The organism is Yoonia sp., assembly GCF_030731595.1.
Lineage (GTDB): Bacteria > Pseudomonadota > Alphaproteobacteria > Rhodobacterales > Rhodobacteraceae > Yoonia.
Genome location: NZ_JANQTS010000043.1, coordinates 1 through 19811 on the forward strand (window position 1 = coordinate 1; position 19811 = coordinate 19811).

Below are 19811 nucleotides of genomic sequence, written 5' to 3' on the forward strand. Positions count from 1 at the left end.
CCTGCATATTGCCGGATCGTCCAGGGGCGGCCTGCATACATCGTGGCCTTCACACCGCGGGTGAAAGGCGCAGCACCCGGAATACCGCCCATATGCGGCAATCCGTCCGTGTCATCGGCCGTATAGAGCGGCTGCACGGGGATTCCTTCCAGCGTATCCCATGTCAGCGCCTCCAAAGGCTTGCCCCGTAGCTCTTTGCGGGCCATCTCTGCCCATGTTTTCTTGTCAGTCATTGGAACCTCCGGCTGGCACTAGGATGGGGTACACGAATTTGTTGGCACTGTTTTGCACTTCGCCCTTAGCTTTTGGCGCAAGCGCCTCTATATCCAAAGGCATGAGAGTATTGATAAACATCGGATTGGTTGCCGCTTTCGCGGTTTTGAGCGCGGCATCAAGTTTTGCGCAGGAAAAAACAGTGCTGGAGCGCTGGGAAGAAGATCGCACGCAGGTCTTTGACGGCAGCGAGATCACGCTGGCTGACCTGCAATGGGTTGCACGCCCCTTGGTGATTTTTGCGGATACGGCGAACGACCCGCGCTTCCGGTTGCAGATGGATCTGATCCTGTCCGAGGTCGACCGGTTGGCCGAACGCGATGTGATCGTCATCACTGACACCGATGGAGCCGCAATGTCCGACGTGCGCACGACCCTGCGGCCACGCGGATACATGATGGCGCTGGTCGGCAAGGATGGGCGGGTCGCGCTGCGCAAGCCGGAACCGTATGACGTGCGCGAATTGTCCCGCTCGATCGACAAGATGCCGCTGCGCCAGCAAGAGATCGAAGATCGGCGCTTGACCCAGCCCTGACGGGATGTGGTGGAAACCGCGCTACGCATGGGTCCGGCGCTGCTCTAAATAGCGCCCCCCGAAAAACAAAGTGACCAGCAAAAGCACAGCCGCAAAAATTTCGTCCAGAAGGCCCGCGATCAAAAGGCCGCAACAGGCAAATGTCGCGGCGGCCACAAAGGCCAAGGCATAAAGCCATTCTTTCAGGCTCGGCCGTTTCATTGTGATGGCACCAAAGACAAGCGCGAAAACCACAAAAGCACCCAGTACGGGACCCACCTGGACCCAGACCACAAAGCTGGCGATGCCCCTCACGGCGCCGGACATCGCAGCGGTAAAGGCGGCCATATAGAGCAAGGTCCACGCCCCCAGACCGCAGGCAAATGCAAAGCTATATGTCAGCCAGCTTTTCACCCCAGCGCCACCATCATTCAAACTCCATGATCACATCGTCCACGGCCAGACTATCGCCCGCAGCGGCGTTGATCTTTTTGACCACACCTTTGCGTTCCGCGCGCAGGATGTTTTCCATCTTCATCGCTTCCACGGTGCAAAGCGCCTGACCTTCCTGCACCTCGTCGCCTTCGGCCACATCGACCTTTACGATCAGCCCGGGCATCGGGCAGAGCAGGTATTTCGAGGTATCGGGAGGCAGCTTTTCAGGCATCAGGGCGGCCAACTCGGCCTGACGCGGCGTGCGCACATGCACTTTGATATCCGCACCGCGATAGCGGACGCGGAAACCGCCAGAAATCTTTCCGATCTTCAGCACCAGCGGGTCGCCATCAACGCTCAGACGCGCCAGCGGATCGCCCGGGGTCCAGCCGCTTTCGACGCGCAAGCTGCGGTCGCCGATTGCGACGTCAGCACCGCCCTTGTCGGCGGTGATCCTGACCGGATGCGCGACACCTTGCAGCGACACAACCCAATCAGCGCCCACGTGGCGTTCGTGGTTGTCCATACGGCCCGATATGCGCGTGCGGCGGATCTCGGCAACGCGGTGCATCGCGGCGGCGGCGGCGGCAATCCGGATGCAGGCCTCATCCGGCAGGGTCACGCCTTCGAAGCCTTCGGGGTATTCCTCTTCGATGAAAGCGGTCGTCATGTTGCCGCTGGTGAATTTCGGATGGTCATAGACCGCGGCCAGAAACGGCAGGTTATGCCCGATCCCTTCCAGTTCGAACCCGTCCAGCGCAAGACGCATTTCCTCGATCGCGCTGGCGCGGTCGGGGGCCCATGTGCACAGCTTTGCGATCATCGGATCGTAGAACATGCTGATCTCGCCGCCCTCGAACACGCCGGTGTCATTGCGCACAGCGCGGGTCGGTGTCGCCTCTTCCACGGGGGGGCGGTAGCGGGTCAGACGCCCAATCGAAGGCAGGAACCCGCGATAGGGGTCTTCGGCATAAAGGCGGCTTTCCATCGCCCAGCCGTTGATCTTCAGATCGGACTGCTGGAAGGGCAGCTTTTCACCAGCGGCCACACGGATCATCTGTTCGACCAGATCGATGCCGGTGATCAGTTCGGTGACGGGGTGTTCCACCTGAAGCCGCGTGTTCATTTCAAGGAAATAGAAATTGCGGTCGCCATCAACAATGAACTCGACCGTGCCCGCACTGGTATAGCCCACGGCCTGTGCCAATGCGACGGACTGTTCGCCCATCGCCTTGCGCGTGGCCGCGTCCAAGAACGGGCTGGGGGCTTCTTCGATGACTTTTTGGTTGCGACGCTGGATCGAACATTCACGTTCATGCAGATAGACCGCGTTGCCGTGACCATCGGCCAGCACCTGAATCTCGATGTGGCGGGGTTGGGTCACGAATTTTTCGATAAAGATCCGGTCATCGCCAAAGCTGTTGGCGGCTTCATTCTTGGACGACTGGAACCCTTCGCGGGCCTCTGCGTCGTTCCATGCGATGCGCATACCTTTGCCGCCGCCGCCGGCCGAGGCCTTGATCATCACAGGATAGCCGACCTGATTGGAAATCTTGACCGCATCATCGGCATCTTCAATCAGGCCCATATAGCCCGGCACGGTCGAGACATTGGCCTCTTGGGCGAGCTTCTTAGAGGTGATCTTGTCACCCATCGCCTCGATCGCACCCTTTGGGGGGCCGATAAAGGCGACGCCAGCCGCTTCTAGCGCGTCCGCAAATTTGGGGTTCTCGGACAGGAAACCATAACCCGGATGCACCGCCTCTGCGCCAGTGGCCTTGATCGCTGCCATCACCTTGTCGATGACGATATAGGACTGGTTGGCGGGCGACGGACCGATATGCACGGCCTCATCCGCCATCTTCACATGCAGCGCATTGCGGTCCGCATCGGAATAGATCGCGACCGTCTGGATACCCATCTTGCGCGCGGTCTTGATGACGCGACAGGCGATTTCACCACGGTTTGCGATCAGTATTTTCTTGAACATTATCTTTCGTCCCCAAAACGCAAAACCGCCGCCGGGGCATAACCCCGACGGCGGTTTCCAAAATTGATACGCCCGCGATGGGCGCGATTGTCTACCTTAGCGGCAGCCGTTGATCCCTGCGTCGTCGCACAGTACGCCAGCGGCAGCACCGGCAAGCATTGTGCCTGTGCGGTCTGTTCCAAGGAGTTCTGCGGCCACAAAGCCTGCGCCTGCGCCCGCCACACCGCGTTCCACGTCGCCTTCAAGGCAGCCAGCCAAACCGAAAACTGCCACTGCTGCAAGGATGATTGATGTCTTTTGCATAATCTTAAGCCTATCGTTATTGTTAAAGTCGCACCACAATTGACGCGATCTGCACGCAAATGCATAGCGGAATCGTGATGATATCCAATATCAACCGTGTTTTCAGACTGTGATGGGCGGAAAACCGTAATCGGCCTGCTTGGTGAGTAAGCAGGCCGATCAAGGGAAGGGTAACGGTATAGAGAACAAGCAGCGCGACGATTGCTGGAACGTCTTGCTACTGCAATCAGAGTGCCACAGGTTTGGAAATCAAGAAAGCACAGAATCGTTGGTGGCGGGACATAAGCGGCAACCCGCCCAGATTGTGCACCTCCTGTCCTGCTCTCCCCTAAGCCCTGCATTTCTAGACCACCACAATATCTGGAAAACTATGCCGAGCGATATCCACGTTGATACGCAACATCGCTTCATAGCTTGCCGGATCAAAGGGATCTTCGGCAGGGATAACTTCGCGACCGAACAACCAACTCAGACGACCTGCATCCAGATTGCCACGCACAAAAGGTTCGTCGCCAAAGTGTTCCCATAGCGCCTGCATAAATCCTGCATCGGCGCGCTTGTCGGCAGGTCTGCGATCAGGATAGCGGACCCTCTCGGTGAGAGGCGTTGCGCCATCCTTGTTCGCGCGTCGCAGGACGAACTGAAAATCCGTTCCCGGCAAGCGACCGGGGAACCCGCGATGTTTGTCCATATAGGGAAGGTTAGCCATGCGCCACTTCCTCCATCAGAGGAAAATGGCGGGCGGACCCGGAAGCCCGCCCGATAGAAGGTCTGCTAGTAAATACTGCGGCTGCTGATAGCCACTTGAGCTGCAACAATGTCCGATGTGACTTGCAACGGAGCACGGTCTTGACTGCCCGAAAAGCCGACAATCGCCAGAAGTGCAGCGAATGTGAAGGCCAGTATTCTTTGTACCATTGTTCTTGCCTGCCTCTTACGGTGCAGGGTTTTTGGCGGTCTTTGCCACCTTGGCCCCACGAGAGCGCGATATCCACTTCGCGTGCAGACAGAATATTCAAAAACTGTTTATTCTCAACGGGCTCCAAGGCGAAGTCCGTGCAATGTGGCGCTTTGGACTCACCTGATAGGCACGTTTTTGCGCAGCTGCCCATATCTCGGGCACAGGCCAATTTGCGACCCAAGATATAGCTGGGTTTGCGCGTCAAAGGGGCCGCGCAATGCAGCGAGTTTTCGCTGAATGCATCACGCCTCGCCCCAGAGGGGCGCATCCCATGATCAATGTTGCGCATCATAGCGGAATATTGTCGTGCTTTTTCCACGGCGTGTGGACCTGCTTGCCACGCAGCGACGCAAAGGCCCGGCAGATACGCTTGCGCGTCGAATGGGGCATGATGACCTCGTCGATGACCCCTTTTTCGGCAGCTACAAACGGGTTGGCGAAACGGTCCTCGTAATCCTTGGTATGCTTGGCGATCTTCTCGGGATCACCCAGATCGGCACGATGGATGATTTCGGTTGCGCCCTTGGCCCCCATCACCGCAATTTCGGAGGTAGGCCATGCATAGTTAAAATCACCGTTCAGATGCTTGGAGGCCATCACGACATAGGCCCCGCCATAGGCCTTGCGGGTAATCACCGTCACCTTGGGCACGGTCGCTTCGCCATAGGCAAACAGCAGTTTGGCACCGTGTTTGATGACACCTGCATATTCCTGACTGGTACCCGGCAGAAAGCCCGGGACATCGACCAGTGTCAGGATCGGTATCTCGAAAGCATCGCAGAACCGCACAAAGCGTGCGGCCTTGCGCGAGGCGTCGATATCCAGACACCCCGCCAGCACCATCGGCTGATTGGCGACGACACCCACGGTGGCCCCCTCCAGACGGATAAAGCCGGTCAGGATGTTCTTGGCGAACTCCTGCTGGATTTCGTAGAAATCGCCCTCATCCGCCAACTTGGTGATCAACTCTTTCATGTCGTAGGGCATGTTGGGGTTATCGGGGACAAGCGTATCAAGGCTTTCCTCGATCCGGTTCACCTCGTCAAAGAATGGGCGCACGGGGGCCTTTTGGCGGTTGTTGAGCGGCAAGAAATCGAACAGGCGGCGCACCTCTGCGAGCGCTTCCACATCGTTTTCAAAGGCACCATCGGCAACCGATGACTTCTTGGTATGCGTAGACGCACCGCCCAACTGCTCTGCGGTCACCACCTCGTTTGTGACAGTCTTGACCACATCAGGGCCGGTGACAAACATGTAAGAGCTGTCTTTCACCATAAAGATGAAATCGGTCATCGCAGGGGAATAGACCGCACCACCTGCGGTTGGCCCCATAATCAAACTGATCTGCGGCACCACACCAGAGGCGGTGATATTGCGCTGGAAGACTTCGCCGTAAGCTGCAAGGCTGGCGACACCTTCCTGAATCCGCGCACCACCACTGTCGTTGATCCCGATAATCGGCGCGCCATTCTGCACGGCCATATCCATGATCTTGCAAATTTTCTGGCCATGGGTTTCGGACACCGAACCACCCATCACGGTAAAGTCCTGACTGAACACATAGACCAGACGCCCGTTGATCGTGCCCCAACCGGTGACAACGCCGTCGCCTGCGGGCCGGTCTTTTTCCATCCCGAAATCTGTGCAGCGGTGTGCCACGAACATATCGAATTCTTCGAACGATCCGTCATCCAGCAAAAGCTCGATCCGCTCGCGCGCGGTCAGCTTGCCCTTGCTGTGTTGCGCTGCAATCCGGCGCTCGCCGCCACCCATGCGGGCAGCTTGCCGCCGCGTTTCCAGTTCCTGCAAGACATCCATCAGGTCAGACCCTCCCATTTCTTGTCCAATGCATAGCCTGCCTGCGGGACAGACAGAAGGATGAATAGGAATATTTGCAAATTATAGCATTTGCAGCTTTCATTTTTTGCAAATATGCAAATGTCTCATGTTGCGTCGCAGTGATGGACAAGGAGTCATTGCAGGCATAAAGGTTGGATATGTCCGCTTTGCCAAAGATCCAATTTCTGGATCGTACAACACCACCCCATATCTTCACGCTTGTCCTGATTACAGGCATGTCCGCGTTAAGCATCTCGATCTTTTTGCCATCACTGGCAAGGATGACGACGTATTTCGACACCGAATACGCGATCATGCAGATCGCCCTGTCGGGTTATCTGGCGTCTACCGCTGTCTTGCAGGTCTTTATCGGCCCGATCTCGGACCGGTACGGGCGACGCATCCTTGTACTGGGATCACTGGCGATCTTCGTGGTCGCGACCATTGGTGCGCTTTTGGCCACGACGGTTGAAGTGTTCCTGTTCTTCCGGATCATGCAAGCCGCAGTGGCAACGTCCATGGCCCTTGGCCGCGCGATCGTGCGCGATATCGTTTCGCAGGACAAAGCCGCGTCGATGATTGGCTATGTCACGATGGGCACCGCCCTGGTGCCGATGTTCGGCCCCATGATCGGCGGGGCGCTTGAACAGGCCTTTGACTGGCACGCAACTTTCGTTTTTCTGGCCTTGGCGGGTATGGGTACCTTTGTCCTTTGTTATTTCGATCTGGGTGAAACCGTCGCAGGCAAGGGCGTCAGCTTTAGCGACCAGATCAAAAGCTATCCCGAATTGCTGCGCTCTCCGCGCTTTTGGGGCTACGTGTCCTGCGCCGCTTTCGGATCAGGCGCGTTTTTTGCGCTTTTGGGCGGATCATCTTTCGTGGCCTCGAAAATTTACGGCCTTTCCCCGATCTGGAGCGGCATTGCTTTGGGCGCCCCTGCGGTAGGCTATGCGGTCGGCAACTACTTTTCGGGCCGCTTTTCGATAAAATTCGGGATCAACCGGATGGCGCTGATCGGAACAGGCGTCACAATTCTTGGCCTTGGCGCGTCTGCGATCCTGACCTTTGCCGGTCTTGATCATCCGCTGAATTTCTTCGGCTTTTGTGTTTTCCTTGGCCTGGGCAACGGGATCATGCTGCCCAATGTCATGGCCGGGTCCATTTCCGTGCGCCCGCATCTGGCAGGCACCGCAAGCGGGCTTGGCGGCGCAATCATGATCGGTGGCGGTGCGGCCCTGTCGCAATTCGCTGGCGGTATTCTGACGGTCGAAAGCGGCACCCTGCCCCTGCAACTGCTGATGCTGGGCGTGTCGGTTATAGCGATGCTGTCTGTCCTCTTTGTTATCTGGCGGGAAAAGCGCATCGCTTGACGCGCGTTTTGCAGCGGCTAATGTCGTTTAGCAAATCTGCAAAGGTGCGATATGGCTATCCAGAAACTCTATGCGGGCGCAAAGCTGCGTGAATTGCGCGGGCGGCTGTCGCTGACGCAAAAGGCCTTTGCCGACAAGCTGGGGGTCTCGCTGCCCTATCTCAACCAGATGGAAAACAATAACCGCCCCGTGTCGACCGCCGTGGTGCTGGGGCTGGCGCAGGAGTTCGGCTTTGACGTGACCGAACTGCAATCGGGTGACGAGGCGCGGCTGGTGGGCGACATGCGCGAGGCGCTGGCCGATCCGGTCTTTACCGGCCCCGCCCCGGCCCTTGCCGATATGCGGCTGGTGGCCGCAAACGCCCCCGCCCTTGCCCGCGCCTTTCTTGATCTGCACGCCGCCTATCGCCAGACCCATGAACGCCTTGCCTCGCTGGACGAAGCATTGGGCCGCGAAGACGCCCGCCTGCGCCCCAGCCCATGGGAAGAGGTGCGCGACTTTTTCCATTATTGCGACAACTATATTGATCCGATTGATCGCATCGCAGAACGGTTTGTGCGCCAGTGCCAGCCCGGTGAAACCATGGCAGAGGCCGCGATCAGGACGCTCTCGGCCCAAGGTGTCACGGTGGGGTTCACCGATAGCACCGATGTCCGCCAGTATGATCCTGCAACCAAAACCCTGACGATGTCGCGCTTTGCAAGTCCGGCAACGCTGACGTTCCAGTTGCTCCTTCAAATCGCGCTTATCACCCAAGCCCCCCTGCTGGATGCGACGCTTGATCTGGCCCGTTTTCAATCCGACGAGGCCCGCAGCATCGCGCGGGTGGGCCTTGCCAATTACTATGCCGGCGCGGCGCTTATGCCCTACACGGGCTTTTTGGCCGCGGCACAGCAAACACGCCACGATCTGGAAATTCTTGCGTCCCGCTTTGGCGCGTCACTGGAACAGGTGGCGCACCGCCTGTCCACCTTGCAGCGACCGGGTGCCAAAGGCATCCCGTTTTTCTTTGTGCGCGTCGATCAGGCGGGCACCATCACCAAGCGGCACTCGGCCACGACCTTGCAATTCGCGCGCTATGGCGGGGCCTGCCCTTTGTGGAATGTGCATCAGGCGTTTGAATTGCCCGGTCAGTTCCTGCGGCAACTGGCGGAAACCCCCGATGGCGCGCGGTATTTCTGCCTTGCGCGCGATGTCAGCAAATCGGGCGGGGCCTACAATATCCCCACGCGGCGCTATGCGATCGGGCTGGGCTGCGAAGTGCGCCACGCGCCCGCCTTGGTCTATGCCGACCACATGGATACCGCCGCCGCTGAAGCCTATGCGCCGATCGGAATTTCTTGCCGTATCTGCGAGCGGCGCAACTGCCATCAACGCTCTGTCCCGCCACTGGAACGGCAGTTGCGGGTGGACCCGGACAGGCGGGGTATTTTGCCGTATCAGCTTGACTAGGCGGAGCAATCCCGATTGCTATTGGACAAACGGCCCGCGCGCGGGCACTCAGGGAGGATAAGCCATGGAACTCAGCGGCTCTCGGGTCATAGCGGCCGACATCGACACGGTCTGGACCCATTTGAACAACCCAGAAACCCTAAAGGCTTGCATTCCGGGCTGTCAGGAATTGACCGGATCACCCGAAGAAGGCTTTGCTGCCGTGGTCAAACAAAAGGTTGGCCCCGTCAGCGCGACCTTCAAAGGCGAGGTTGTGCTGGAAAACGTGGTCCCCGGTCAAAGTTATACGATCACCGGCGAGGGCAAAGGCGGCGTGGCCGGATTTGCCAAAGGTGGTGCGGATGTAAAGCTGGTGACGGTCGCTGAGGGCACCGAACTGACCTATGAGGCGCAGGCCAAGGTCGGTGGAAAGCTGGCCCAGCTGGGCAACCGGATCATCGGGGGTTTTGCCCGCAAGATGGCTGACGAATTCTTTGACCGCTTCCAAAAGGAAGTCGAAGCGCAAGAGCCGTCATAAAAGCGATGTCGCCAGCAAACCAAGGCTGGTGATCACACCCATGACGGGCACAATCATCGGCACATAGAAATGATCGGCCGCAGGCTCTGCCCTGCGCTTGATCGCGATCAGCGCCAGATTGACAAAGACAAACACGGTCAGAACAATCTGCGAGGTCCATGCCGCAAGCTGCGCGATGGGCAAAAACAGGCTTAGCCCGAGGATGCCCAGAACAACCGCTGCTGTCGCGACCGATGGCGTGCGGGTGCGTGGAGAAAGCCGTCCAAGTACGGCAGGTAGGCTGCCACGGTCGGCCATGCCATAGATCACCCGCGAAACCATGATGATCTGGATCAGCACGCCATTGACGGTGGCGACAACGGCTACCGCTGCAAATCCGACCTGCACCGCGCCGGGTGCATCAATGAACACAAGCGTGAGTGGCGCGGACGAGCCTGCCAAAAGATCAATCGGCACCGCCATGAGTACGGCAATGCAGGTCGCGACATAGAGAAGCGTGGCCAGAACAAGCGTATAGATGATGGCGCGGGGCATTGTCCGGCGTGGTTCTTTGACCTCTTCAGCGACATTCACCATGTCTTCGAAGCCGACGAAGGCATAGAAGGCCAAGACCGTCGCGCTGATGATCCCGGTCCAGGGTGCCTGCTCGAATGGGGGGAAAAGATCGGCGGGTGGTACGCCGTTCTGTTCGGATATTGCGATGCCCCAGGTGATGACAAAGACCAGCCCAAGGATCTCGATCACAGTGATGATCGCAGCGACCGTCACCGATTGCGTGATCCCCCACCACGCCAGCAAACCCATGCAAATCACTGTGCCGATGATCAACAGCGGTGGCGCGGCTCCGGTTAAGGCACCCAGATACCCTGACGCCCCGACCGTGATTGCCGATGCCGACACCAACCCAGAGGCCGCGACCAGAAGCCCGATCCCCGTGGCAAGCCACACGCGCCGGAAACCTGCATCGACATAGGCAGATTCCCCCGCGCTGACTGGATAGCGCGTGGCGAGTTCAGCATAGGAAAACGCGGTGAAGCTCAAGACGACAGCCGCCAGCAGGAAGGCAACCCACGCATAAGGACCCGCCTGCGCGGCAGTTGCACCGATCAGGACGTAGATGCCTGCCCCGACCGTGACCCCCAGCCCGTAGAGCGTGAGCAACGGCAGGGTCAAGGTTCGGCGCAGCGTCGGGGGTGGCGAAGCGGGGACTTGGGGTCTGGGCATCGGGTGCACCGTCATCGTCGCACCCGCCCAGGAAGGCCGCGCCTTGGTGCGATCACAAGTGGCTTTCCGATCACCCCGCCCGCAAGGCGGACGCGATTTCATCCTTCAGCGCGAGCCGTTGCTTGCGCATCTCTATCAGGTGCATGTCATCGGTTGGCTCAAGGTCAGTCTCGGCACGATGAATGGCTTTGTTGATGACATGATAGGCGTCATACATTTTTGCAAAATGCGAATCCTTGAGCTTAAGGGCATGCATCAGATCAACCTGATCGTGAAATTCTTCGATAAGTTCATGGGGGGTATGCGTCATCTGTGCGTCCTTTCAATGATGTTCTTGAAAAGACTAGCTGCCCAACTGGCGGCTCGCATTGATACGGATCAACAAGTCGCCACTAACGCCGTGCGGCACGCCATCCTGCCGCTTGCGCCTCGGCGGCAGAACAGAACCAGCGTTCGCCGCGGCTTGTGTCGATCCGCGTGCGGTCATAATTCTCGTTGCCAGGCACATGGTAGATACGCCCGTTGTTCGAGATGTTTCCTTTGATCACGCAGGCCTGGTCCGGCACGGGGTCATCCGCGAAACGGGTTGCGCGATAGTCGGAAGGCATTTGCACATTGACCGCCCAAAGCCCGCGTTCGGCCACGGCAGCGGCCTTTTCGTCCAGATCATAGGTGTCCGAATAACGCCTGTAAGCCCAGGCCAGCCCGGAGTGCACAATCATCTGGCCCATGTCCTGACCATCGACAACGCATTGCGCCACGGCCCGCCCGTATTGGTCGGTGTCCAATTGGCGGCATCGGGCATATTCACCCTCGAACCGGTTGCGTACCGCATCGCGCGCCCATTGTCCGCAGTCCCATTCGCGTCCGTTTGCAGAGCAAGGTTGCCCCATTTCAGGCGCATCGATCCCGAACAGGCGCACGCGGGTACTGCCCACGTCGATTGTATCGGCGTCGATCACGCGGACGGTGCCGTTGGGGGCTGCAAAGGCTGGCATAGCAGCGATTGTCACAAGAAAGATCAGAATTTTGAACATACCCCGACCTAGAGTTGGTCAGTGCATGGGTTCAAGTGATTTCGTTAACGAAGGTTAAGATTTGGTTAACCCTGTCACACTAACGCTGTGCTGTTTCCCAATCCGGATGCAACCACGGCCTGTCGTTCGCCGGCGGCAAAGGATTGCGCTGCAAGATGTGGTCCGCCGCCTTTTCACCCACCATAATGGACGGTCCATTGGTGTTCCCATTGGTCACACGCGGGAAAATCGAGCTGTCGGCGACGCGCAAGCCTTCCACCCCGATCACGCGGGTTTCGGGATCAACCACAGCCATCGGATCGTTGCGGTCGCCCATCTTGCACGTGCCGCACGGGTGATAGGCGCTTTCGGCGTGTTCGCGAATGACCGCATCAAGGGCTTCGTCGCTTTGCGCTTGATCGCCGGGCTGGATTTCATGGCCGCGATATTCGTCAAAGGCGGGTTGCGCGAAAATCTCGCGGGTCAGTCGGATGCAGGTACGGAAATCAATCCAGTCCTGCTCGTGCGACATATAGTTGAACACAATCTTGGGGTTGTCCCTGGGGTCGGCGGACCGCAGCGTGACCTGCCCCCGCGATTGCGACCGCATCGGGCCGACATGCGCCTGAAACCCATGACCTTCGGGGGCGACCTTGCCATCATAGCTGACCGCGATGGGCAGGAAATGGAACTGGATGTCAGGGTAATTGACCCCTGCCCGCGACCGGATGAAGCCCGCGCTTTCAAACTGGTTGGAACTGCCAAGTCCGGTTTTCCACAAGAGCCACTCCAAGCCGATCTTGGCTTTGCCGCGCAAGTTCCAGTAAGCGAAAAGTGACACCGGTTTTGTCGCCGCCTGCTGGATATAAAGCTCCAGATGGTCTTGCAGGTTCTGGCCAACACCGGGGCGGTCGGCGACGACTGCGATCCCGTGTTCACGCAGGTGTGCGGCGGGGCCGATCCCCGAGAGCATCAACAGCTTGGGCGAATTCAGCGACGAGGCGGAAATGATGACCTCTTTGTTCGCTGTAATCACTTCGATCTTTTTGCCGCGACTGACCTCGACACCGACGGCACGCCCGTTTTCGATGACGATCCGGCGGGCAAAGGCGCGGGTAATGTTGCAGTTGGGGCGCTTGAGCGCAGGGCGCAGATAGGCACTGGCCGCAGACCAGCGCTTGCCTTTGTAGATGGTCGCGTCAAAGGGGCCGAACCCTTCTTGCTGCTCGCCGTTATAATCGCCGGTGACCGGATAGCCTGCCTGCCGCCCCGCCTCGACAAAGGCGCGGGTCAGGGGGTTTTTGCGCGGGCCGCGTGTCACATGCAGCGGGCCGTCCTTGCCGCGCCAGTCGGGGTTGCCGCCGTGGCCGCCATCGTGCCAATGCTCCATCCGTTTGAAGTAGGGCAGCACGTCGGCATAGGACCAGCCATGCGCGCCGCTTGTCGCCCAATGGTCAAAGTCGCAAGCGTGGCCGCGCACGTAGATCATCCCGTTGATCGAGGACGAACCACCAATGACCTTGCCGCGTGGCGTCACCAGTTGACGCCCCCCCAAATGCGGTTCGGGTTCAGATTTCATCCCCCAGTCGTACCGTTTCATATTCATCGGATAGGACAAGGCCGCAGGCATCTGGATGAATGGGCCAGCATCGCTGCCGCCGTGTTCGATAATCAAGACCTGTTTTCCGGCCTCGGCCAGACGATAGGCGATGGCACACCCTGCCGAACCCGCACCAACAATGACGTAATCAGCTTTCATTTAGAAAGGGGCCTCCAGATCGCCCATGCGGACAAAGACGCCTTTGATCTGGCTATAATGCTCGATCGCGGCTTTGGAGTTTTCACGGCCCACGCCAGACAGTTTCGACCCGCCAAAGGGGGCCTCGACCGGCGCATCATTGTAGGTGTTGATATAGCAGGTACCCGCCTCGAAGCCTGCGACCATACGGTGCGCGCGGGTCAGATCGGCGGTGAATACACCGGCGGACAAGCCAAATTCAGTGGCATTGGCGCGGGGCAGCACCTCTTCTTCGGTCTCGAAGGACAGGACCGACATCACCGGGCCAAAGATTTCGTCGGTGGCGATGGTCATCTCGTCGGTGACATCGGCAAAGACGGTCGGTTCGATATAAAAGCCGGGCCGGTCCACGCGTTTGCCGCCCGTCACAAGGCGCGCGCCCTCTGCGATGCCTTTTTCGATAAATCCTTCGACAATGCCCAACTGACGCTCGGATACCATGGGGCCATAGTTGACCTCCGGATCCTGCGGATCGCCCATCTTGACGCCTTTGAGCCGTTCGGTCAGCCGTTCAAGAAAGGCGTCCTTGATGCCTGACTGCACAAACACGCGGGTGCCGTTAGAGCAGACCTGACCAGAGGAATAGAAGTTCCCAAGGATCGCACCCGACACGGCGTTTTCGAGGTTCGCATCGTCAAAGATGACCAAGGGGGATTTTCCGCCCAGTTCCATCGTGACGTGCCGGATCCCTTCGGCGGCGGCGGCATAGACCTTGCGGCCCGTGGGGACCGAACCCGTCAGCGATACCTTGTCCACCCGGCGGTCGGTCACAAGTGCTGCCCCAACTGCGCCATAGCCCTGGATGACGTTGTAGACGCCCGCAGGCGCGCCAGCCTCAAACAGGATCTCTGCGACTTTCAACGCGCAAAGCGGTGTCGTCTCGGAGGGTTTGAACACCATCGTGTTGCCACAGGCCAGCGCAGGTGCGGCCTTCCAGCAGGCGATTTGCGTGGGGTAGTTCCATGCACCGATGCCAACACAAAGGCCGACAGGTTCGCGGCGGGTATAGACAAAGTTTTCACCCAGTTGAATGTGTTCACCCGTGATCGCCGCGGCCAGACCGCCGAAGTATTCCAGCGCATCCGCACCGGATGTCGCATCAACCACGCTGGTTTCCTGATAGGGCTTGCCGGTGTCAAAGGTTTCCAGCACCGACAGGTCGTGGTTACGTTCGCGCATGATATCAGCCGCACGGCGCAACACGCGGCCCCTTTCGGTGCCGGTCCAACTGGCCCATTCCTTTTGCGCCGCCTCGGCAGCCGCCAAAGCCTGTTCGATGATTGCGGGGGTCGCCGCATAAAGCGTCGCGATCACCTCGCCTGTGGCGGGATAGATCACAGGAATTTCTTCGCCGGATTTGTCTTCGACGTAAGCGCCATTGATAAAGTGGCTGGCGGTGGGTTGGGTATTCATGACTTTTATGCCTCCGGCGGGGATATTTTCACTCGAAAGAAGATCATTCACCGCGCGGGAACCGCTGGTTTTCTTCGAGCACGTTAAGGTCCATGTGGTTGCGCATGTAGCGTTCGGATGCTTTTTGCAGCGGCTGGTAGTCCCACGGGTAATAGTTGCCGTTGCGCAGCGCCTCGTAGACGACCCAGCGGCAGGCCTGGCTTTGGCGCACGGCGGCGTCGAAGGCGGCAAGGTCCCAGCGGGCTTCGGATTTGGCGCGCAACTGCGCGAGCGTCCCTTGATGCGCGGGATCACCCGCAAGGTTTTTGAGCTCGTGCGGGTCGGTCTCCAGATCGAAAAGCTGATCAGGGTCGAGCGTGCAGCGTGTGTATTTCCATTTGCCGTAGCGCAGACAGACCAGCGGGGCAAAGCTGCCTTCGGCTGCGTACTCCATCGCAACGGGCGTGTCGCGGGTCCCGCCTTGGCCCAGGGGCACGAGGCTTTCGCCGCTGGTCCATGGCATGACCTCTGACATATCCACGCCTGCAAGGTCGCATAGCGTAGGCGTGACGTCGATATTGCTGACGGGCGTTGCGTGCAGCCCCGGTTCCATCGCAGGACTTGCAATCATGAGCGGCACACGGGCCGAGCCCTCGAGAAAGGACATTTTGAACCACATGCCCCGTTCGCCCAACATATCGCCATGGTCAGAGACAAACAGGATTGTGGCTTCTTGGCGTGTGTCCTCTAAGGTCTGCAAGACCTCGCCAATCTTGTCGTCGAGGTAGGAGATATTGGCGAAATAGGCGCGCCGCGCGCGTTTGATGTGGTCGTCTGTGATGTTGAAATTGTCGCGGTCGTTGGCATCCAGAATACGCTGGGAATGGGCGTCTTGGTCCTCATACGGAATCGGCCCGACCTGCGGCATCAGATGGTCGCAATCCGCGTAAAGGTCCCAGTATTTCCTGCGCGCCACATAAGGGTCATGCGGGTGAGTAAAGCTGACGGTCAGGCACCAAGGGCGCGCGTCATGACCCCGTGACAGGTCATAGAGTTTGCGGGTGGCGTTATAGGCGACCTCGTCGTCATATTCCATCTGGTTGGTGATCTCGGCCACCCCTGCCCCCGTGACCGACCCCATATTGTGATACCACCAGTCGATCCGCTCGCCCGGTTTGCGATAGTCGGGCGTCCAGCCGAAATCGGCGGGATAGATGTCGGTGGTCAGCCGTTCCTCGAACCCGTGCATCTGGTCGGGGCCGACAAAGTGCATCTTGCCCGAAAGGCAGGTCTGGTATCCGGCGCGCCGCAAATGGTGCGCGTAGGTCGGGATGGAGGACGTAAATTCGGCCGCGTTGTCATAGACCCCGGTGCGCGACGGCAGTTGCCCCGACATGAACGACGCCCGCCCCGGCGCGCAAAGTGGCGAGGCGGTATAGGCTTTCGCAAAGCGGGTGGAACGGGCGGCAAGCGCCTTGAGGTTGGGCGCGTGCAACCAGTCTGCGGGACCGTCGGGAAAAAAGGTGCCGTTCAACTGGTCGACCATGATGATCAGGATATTCGGCTTGGTCATTGCGGGCGCCCCCCCAGTTCTGTGTCCAGCAACGCAATGACATGACGGGTCGCATCCGACTGCTTGGCCTGCGTGCGCGACAGCCCTTGGCGCAGGTAAAGCCCGTCGATCAAACCAGCCAGTCTTGCAGCCGCACCCTCGGCCCTGTCCCCGATCAAGGGACGCAGATCATACATCAAATTGCTGTGCAGTCGCCGCTGGTAAATCCGCAAAAGGCGGTGCGCATCAGGTGATGTCTGGGCCAGCACATAGAAGTTCAGCCACGCAGCGATGACCTCGGGCTGAAAGTTGGACGAGGTAAAACCTGCGTGAATGATCGCCTCGAGCCGCCCACGATGGCCTTTTGCCGTCCGCAAGGCGTCGCGGACCTCTGCCCCGTAATGGGTCAGCGTATGGCGCATGGCCGCCAGAAAAATCTGGTCCTTCCCGCCAAAATAATGATGCGCCAATGCCGAGGACATGCCGGCGCGCTTGGCGATATTGCTCACCGTCACGTCCAGATTGCCAACCGCGCCGATTTCATCAATCGTGGCTTTCACTAAGGCCGCGCGGCGGATAGGCTCCATTCCAAGCTTGGGCATCTGATCCTCTTTTTTGGTAGACCCAGGCAGTTAAATCGTTCTTTATTGACTCGTCAATCAAGAAAAACCTGGGAGACTGAAATGAAACTGAAATCAACTCTATCCGTTCTGGCGATCTGTACCGCTGTTCCTGCCTTCGCCGAGTGCGATCTGGTCCGCTTTTCCGATGTGGGCTGGACCGACATCACGGCGACGACTGCGGCGACCTCCATTGTTCTGGAAGCATTGGGCTATGAGACCACAACCGACATTCTGTCCGTGCCGGTGACTTATGCGTCCATGGCGCAGGGCGACATCGATGTCTTCTTGGGCAACTGGATGCCAACCATGGAAGGCGATATCGCCACCTACCGCGAGGCGGGCACCGTGGATACCGTGCGGACCAACCTTGAAGGCGCGAAATATACGCTGGCCACGAACGCCGCAGGCGTTGCCGCAGGCATCACCGACTTTGCATCCATCGCCGCCGCTGCTGATGCGCTGGACGGCAAGATTTACGGCATCGAGGCCGGCAATGACGGCAACCGGCTGATTCAGGACATGATTGACAGCAATGCTTTTGGGTTGGCTGGTTTCGAAGTTGTCGAAAGCTCCGAGCAGGGGATGCTGGCGCAAGTCGAACGCTCTGACGACCGCGGCGAGCCGATTGTGTTTCTGGGCTGGGAACCGCACCCGATGAACGCCAATTTCGACATGACCTATCTGCCCGGCGGTGACGATTACTTTGGCCCCGATCTGGGTGGCGCGATTGTCGCGACCAACACCCGTGCCGGCTATGTGGACGAATGCCCGAACACCGGCAAGCTGCTGCAAAACCTCGAATTCTCGCTTGCGATGGAGAACGAGATCATGGGCGCGATCCTGAATGATGACGTTGATCCTGCGGATGCGGCAAAGGCGTGGCTGGCAGCCAACCCAGCGACATGGACCGCATGGCTTGACGGTGTCACGACCAAGGATGGTGGTGACGCGGTGGCCGCAGTGACCGCTGCACTGGCAGAGTAAGACCACAAAAGGGGAGCGTGTGATGCGTTCCCCTTTTTCTCAAGATGGATGGCGGCATGAATTGGCTGACAGAAAACAAGATCCCCGTGGGCGACTGGTCAGAGGCGGGCGTTGACTGGCTCAAGGACAATGGCAGACCGGCTTTTGATGCGGTGAGCGACGGGCTGGACGCGATGATCGAGGGGATCGTCTGGTGTCTGCAAACCCCCCCTGAATTTGTGGTGATCGCAGCTTTCGTGGCGCTCACATGGGCCTTGCAGCGATCTTGGAAAGTCTGCCTGCTCGTGTTCGCCTGCCTCCTGTTCGTGCTGAACCAAGGCTATTGGGACGAAACAACCGATAGCCTCGCGCTGGTCCTGTCGTCCTGTGTGGTCTGCATGGGATTGGGTGTGCCGATCGGGATTTTTCTGGCGCACCGGCCGCGCGCCTATCAGGCGGTCAGCCCCGTGCTGGACCTGATGCAAACCCTGCCCGCCTTTGTTTATCTGATCCCCGCGATTGTGTTCTTCGGCCTTGGCATGGTGCCTGGCCTGTTCGCGACGGTGATCTTTGTGCTGCCTGCGCCGATCCGGTTGACGTATCTGGGGGTGTCAAACACCCCTACCCCGCTGCTGGAGGCGGCGGAATCCTTCGGGGCCACATCATCACAGCGCCTGTGGAAAGTAGAACTGCCCTATGCATTCCCGCAAATCATGGCGGGCCTGAATCAGGTCATCATGCTGTCGCTCTCGATGGTGGTGATCTCGGCCTACGTCGGTGCCAACGGGCTGGGTAAACCGGTCGTGCAGGCCTTGGGGCGTAATGATCCGGGACTTGGGTTTGAATCCGGCCTTGTCATCGTGGCCGTGGCAATCATGCTGGACCGGATGTTGCGGGTGAAATCGAAATGAACGCCGTCGAATTTGATAACGTCTCGATTGTTTTCGGGACCAAGCCGCAAACGGCATTGCCACTGATGGACGAGGGGCTGGAGCGGCCTGAAATCCGGCAAAAGACCGATCAGATCCTTGGGGTGCATAATTGTTCGCTGAACGTCGAAGTGGGTGAAATTCTGGTGCTGATGGGCCTGTCAGGGTCCGGTAAATCCACATTGCTGCGCGCGGTGAACGGCCTGAACCCTGTGATCCGAGGCGAGGTGCGCATCAACGACGGCGACTGGACCTGCAATGTTGGCAATTGCTCGGCCAGTGATCTGCGGCGCGTGCGGCGCGAATGCGTGTCGATGGTGTTCCAGCAATTCGGGCTTCTTCCGTGGCGGACGGTGCGCGACAATGTAGGCCTTGGGCTTGAACTGGCGGGGATGGAAAAAGCCACCCGCCTCAAACGGGTGGATCAGGAGTTGGAAATGGTCGGCCTTGCAGACCGCGCCGATGCTTTGGTCGGTGAACTGTCGGGCGGCATGCAACAGCGCGTGGGCCTTGCCCGCGCCTTTGCCACCGATGCGCCGATCCTGCTGATGGACGAACCTTTCTCGGCGCTTGATCCGCTCATCCGCACCCGCTTGCAAGACGAACTGCTGGACCTGCAAAAACAGCGCGGGCGCACGATCATCTTTGTCAGCCACGATC

General features: G+C 59.0%; 20 protein-coding genes. 7 read left to right on the top strand and 13 right to left on the bottom strand.

From position 1 onward, the window contains the following. A partial coding sequence (locus tag NWQ23_RS04110) for a methylmalonyl-CoA mutase family protein (protein WP_306164978.1) occupies positions 1 to 233 on the bottom strand: 233 nt, incomplete at its 3' end. Between the two features lie 101 nt (positions 234 to 334). On the opposite strand from NWQ23_RS04110, the gene NWQ23_RS04115 reads away from it, so the two are divergent. After that, positions 335 to 808, top strand: coding sequence for a DUF4174 domain-containing protein (locus tag NWQ23_RS04115; protein ID WP_306164979.1), 474 nt, complete (start codon positions 335 to 337; stop codon positions 806 to 808). 21 nt (positions 809 to 829) lie between these two features. Here NWQ23_RS04115 and NWQ23_RS04120 read toward each other — a convergent pair whose 3' ends face one another. The 5 genes from NWQ23_RS04120 to NWQ23_RS04140 form a co-directional block, all read right to left on the bottom strand. Beyond that, positions 830 to 1201 (bottom strand): hypothetical protein, encoded by a 372-nt coding sequence (locus NWQ23_RS04120; protein WP_306164980.1) that lies wholly within the window; start codon positions 1199 to 1201, stop codon positions 830 to 832. Positions 1202 to 1214: 13 nt separating this feature from the next. After that, entirely contained in the window at positions 1215 to 3212 is a 1998-nt protein-coding gene (locus tag NWQ23_RS04125; RefSeq protein WP_306164981.1) for an acetyl/propionyl/methylcrotonyl-CoA carboxylase subunit alpha, read from the bottom strand. A 96-nt stretch (positions 3213 to 3308) separates the two neighbouring features. Beyond that, on the bottom strand, positions 3309 to 3515 hold the full coding sequence (locus NWQ23_RS04130) for a hypothetical protein (protein WP_372340107.1): 207 nt from the start codon (positions 3513 to 3515) through the stop codon (positions 3309 to 3311). 343 nt (positions 3516 to 3858) lie between these two features. Then, the gene (locus NWQ23_RS04135) at positions 3859 to 4206 is read right to left on the bottom strand and encodes a hypothetical protein (protein ID WP_306164996.1); all 348 of its coding nucleotides are present in this window, start codon (positions 4204 to 4206) and stop codon (positions 3859 to 3861) included. Positions 4207 to 4764: 558 nt separating this feature from the next. Next, complete coding sequence (locus NWQ23_RS04140) at positions 4765 to 6297, bottom strand: acyl-CoA carboxylase subunit beta (protein ID WP_306164997.1); 1533 nt, start codon at positions 6295 to 6297, stop codon at positions 4765 to 4767. Between the two features lie 176 nt (positions 6298 to 6473). Between NWQ23_RS04140 and NWQ23_RS04145 the strand changes: the two genes are divergently transcribed. The 3 genes from NWQ23_RS04145 to NWQ23_RS04155 all read left to right on the top strand — a co-directional run bounded on the left by NWQ23_RS04145 (position 6474) and on the right by NWQ23_RS04155 (position 9654). Beyond that, positions 6474 to 7685, top strand: a complete 1212-nt coding sequence (locus NWQ23_RS04145; RefSeq protein WP_306164982.1) for a multidrug effflux MFS transporter — start codon at positions 6474 to 6476, stop codon at positions 7683 to 7685. 51 nt (positions 7686 to 7736) lie between these two features. Beyond that, on the top strand, positions 7737 to 9137 hold the full coding sequence (locus tag NWQ23_RS04150) for a short-chain fatty acyl-CoA regulator family protein (RefSeq protein WP_306164983.1): 1401 nt from the start codon (positions 7737 to 7739) through the stop codon (positions 9135 to 9137). Positions 9138 to 9201: 64 nt separating this feature from the next. Beyond that, the gene (locus NWQ23_RS04155) at positions 9202 to 9654 is read left to right on the top strand and encodes a CoxG family protein (protein WP_306164984.1); all 453 of its coding nucleotides are present in this window, start codon (positions 9202 to 9204) and stop codon (positions 9652 to 9654) included. On the opposite strand, the gene NWQ23_RS04160 is transcribed toward NWQ23_RS04155, so the two are convergent. The 7 genes from NWQ23_RS04160 to betI form a co-directional block, all read right to left on the bottom strand. Next, positions 9649 to 10878, bottom strand: a complete 1230-nt coding sequence (locus tag NWQ23_RS04160; protein WP_306164985.1) for an APC family permease — start codon at positions 10876 to 10878, stop codon at positions 9649 to 9651. The genes NWQ23_RS04155 and NWQ23_RS04160 overlap by 6 nt on opposite strands. A gap of 70 nt (positions 10879 to 10948) precedes the next feature. After that, positions 10949 to 11188 (bottom strand): YdcH family protein, encoded by a 240-nt coding sequence (locus NWQ23_RS04165; RefSeq protein WP_306164986.1) that lies wholly within the window; start codon positions 11186 to 11188, stop codon positions 10949 to 10951. A gap of 82 nt (positions 11189 to 11270) precedes the next feature. Continuing rightward, positions 11271 to 11915 (bottom strand): thermonuclease family protein, encoded by a 645-nt coding sequence (locus NWQ23_RS04170; RefSeq protein ID WP_306164987.1) that lies wholly within the window; start codon positions 11913 to 11915, stop codon positions 11271 to 11273. Between the two features lie 79 nt (positions 11916 to 11994). Then, positions 11995 to 13653, bottom strand: a complete 1659-nt coding sequence (gene betA / locus NWQ23_RS04175; protein WP_306164988.1) for a choline dehydrogenase — start codon at positions 13651 to 13653, stop codon at positions 11995 to 11997. Beyond that, a complete protein-coding gene (gene betB / locus NWQ23_RS04180) occupies positions 13654 to 15105 on the bottom strand; it encodes a betaine-aldehyde dehydrogenase (protein ID WP_306164989.1) in 1452 nt (483 codons plus the stop codon). A 43-nt stretch (positions 15106 to 15148) separates the two neighbouring features. After that, positions 15149 to 16657 (bottom strand): choline-sulfatase, encoded by a 1509-nt coding sequence (gene betC, locus NWQ23_RS04185; protein WP_306164990.1) that lies wholly within the window; start codon positions 16655 to 16657, stop codon positions 15149 to 15151. After that, a complete protein-coding gene (betI, locus tag NWQ23_RS04190; RefSeq protein ID WP_306164991.1) occupies positions 16654 to 17238 on the bottom strand; it encodes a transcriptional regulator BetI in 585 nt (194 codons plus the stop codon). The genes betC and betI overlap by 4 nt, the downstream gene beginning before the upstream one ends. Positions 17239 to 17319: 81 nt before the next feature. On the opposite strand from betI, the gene choX reads away from it, so the two are divergent. From choX to NWQ23_RS04205, 3 genes are all read left to right on the top strand, one after another. Continuing rightward, the gene (gene choX, locus NWQ23_RS04195; protein ID WP_306164992.1) at positions 17320 to 18243 is read left to right on the top strand and encodes a choline ABC transporter substrate-binding protein; all 924 of its coding nucleotides are present in this window, start codon (positions 17320 to 17322) and stop codon (positions 18241 to 18243) included. A 56-nt stretch (positions 18244 to 18299) separates the two neighbouring features. Beyond that, positions 18300 to 19133, top strand: a complete 834-nt coding sequence (gene choW, locus NWQ23_RS04200) for a choline ABC transporter permease subunit (protein WP_306164993.1) — start codon at positions 18300 to 18302, stop codon at positions 19131 to 19133. Continuing rightward, positions 19130 to 19811: ATP-binding cassette domain-containing protein (locus tag NWQ23_RS04205; RefSeq protein WP_306164994.1), on the top strand; the 682-nt coding region annotated here is incomplete at its 3' end. The genes choW and NWQ23_RS04205, both read left to right, overlap by 4 nt.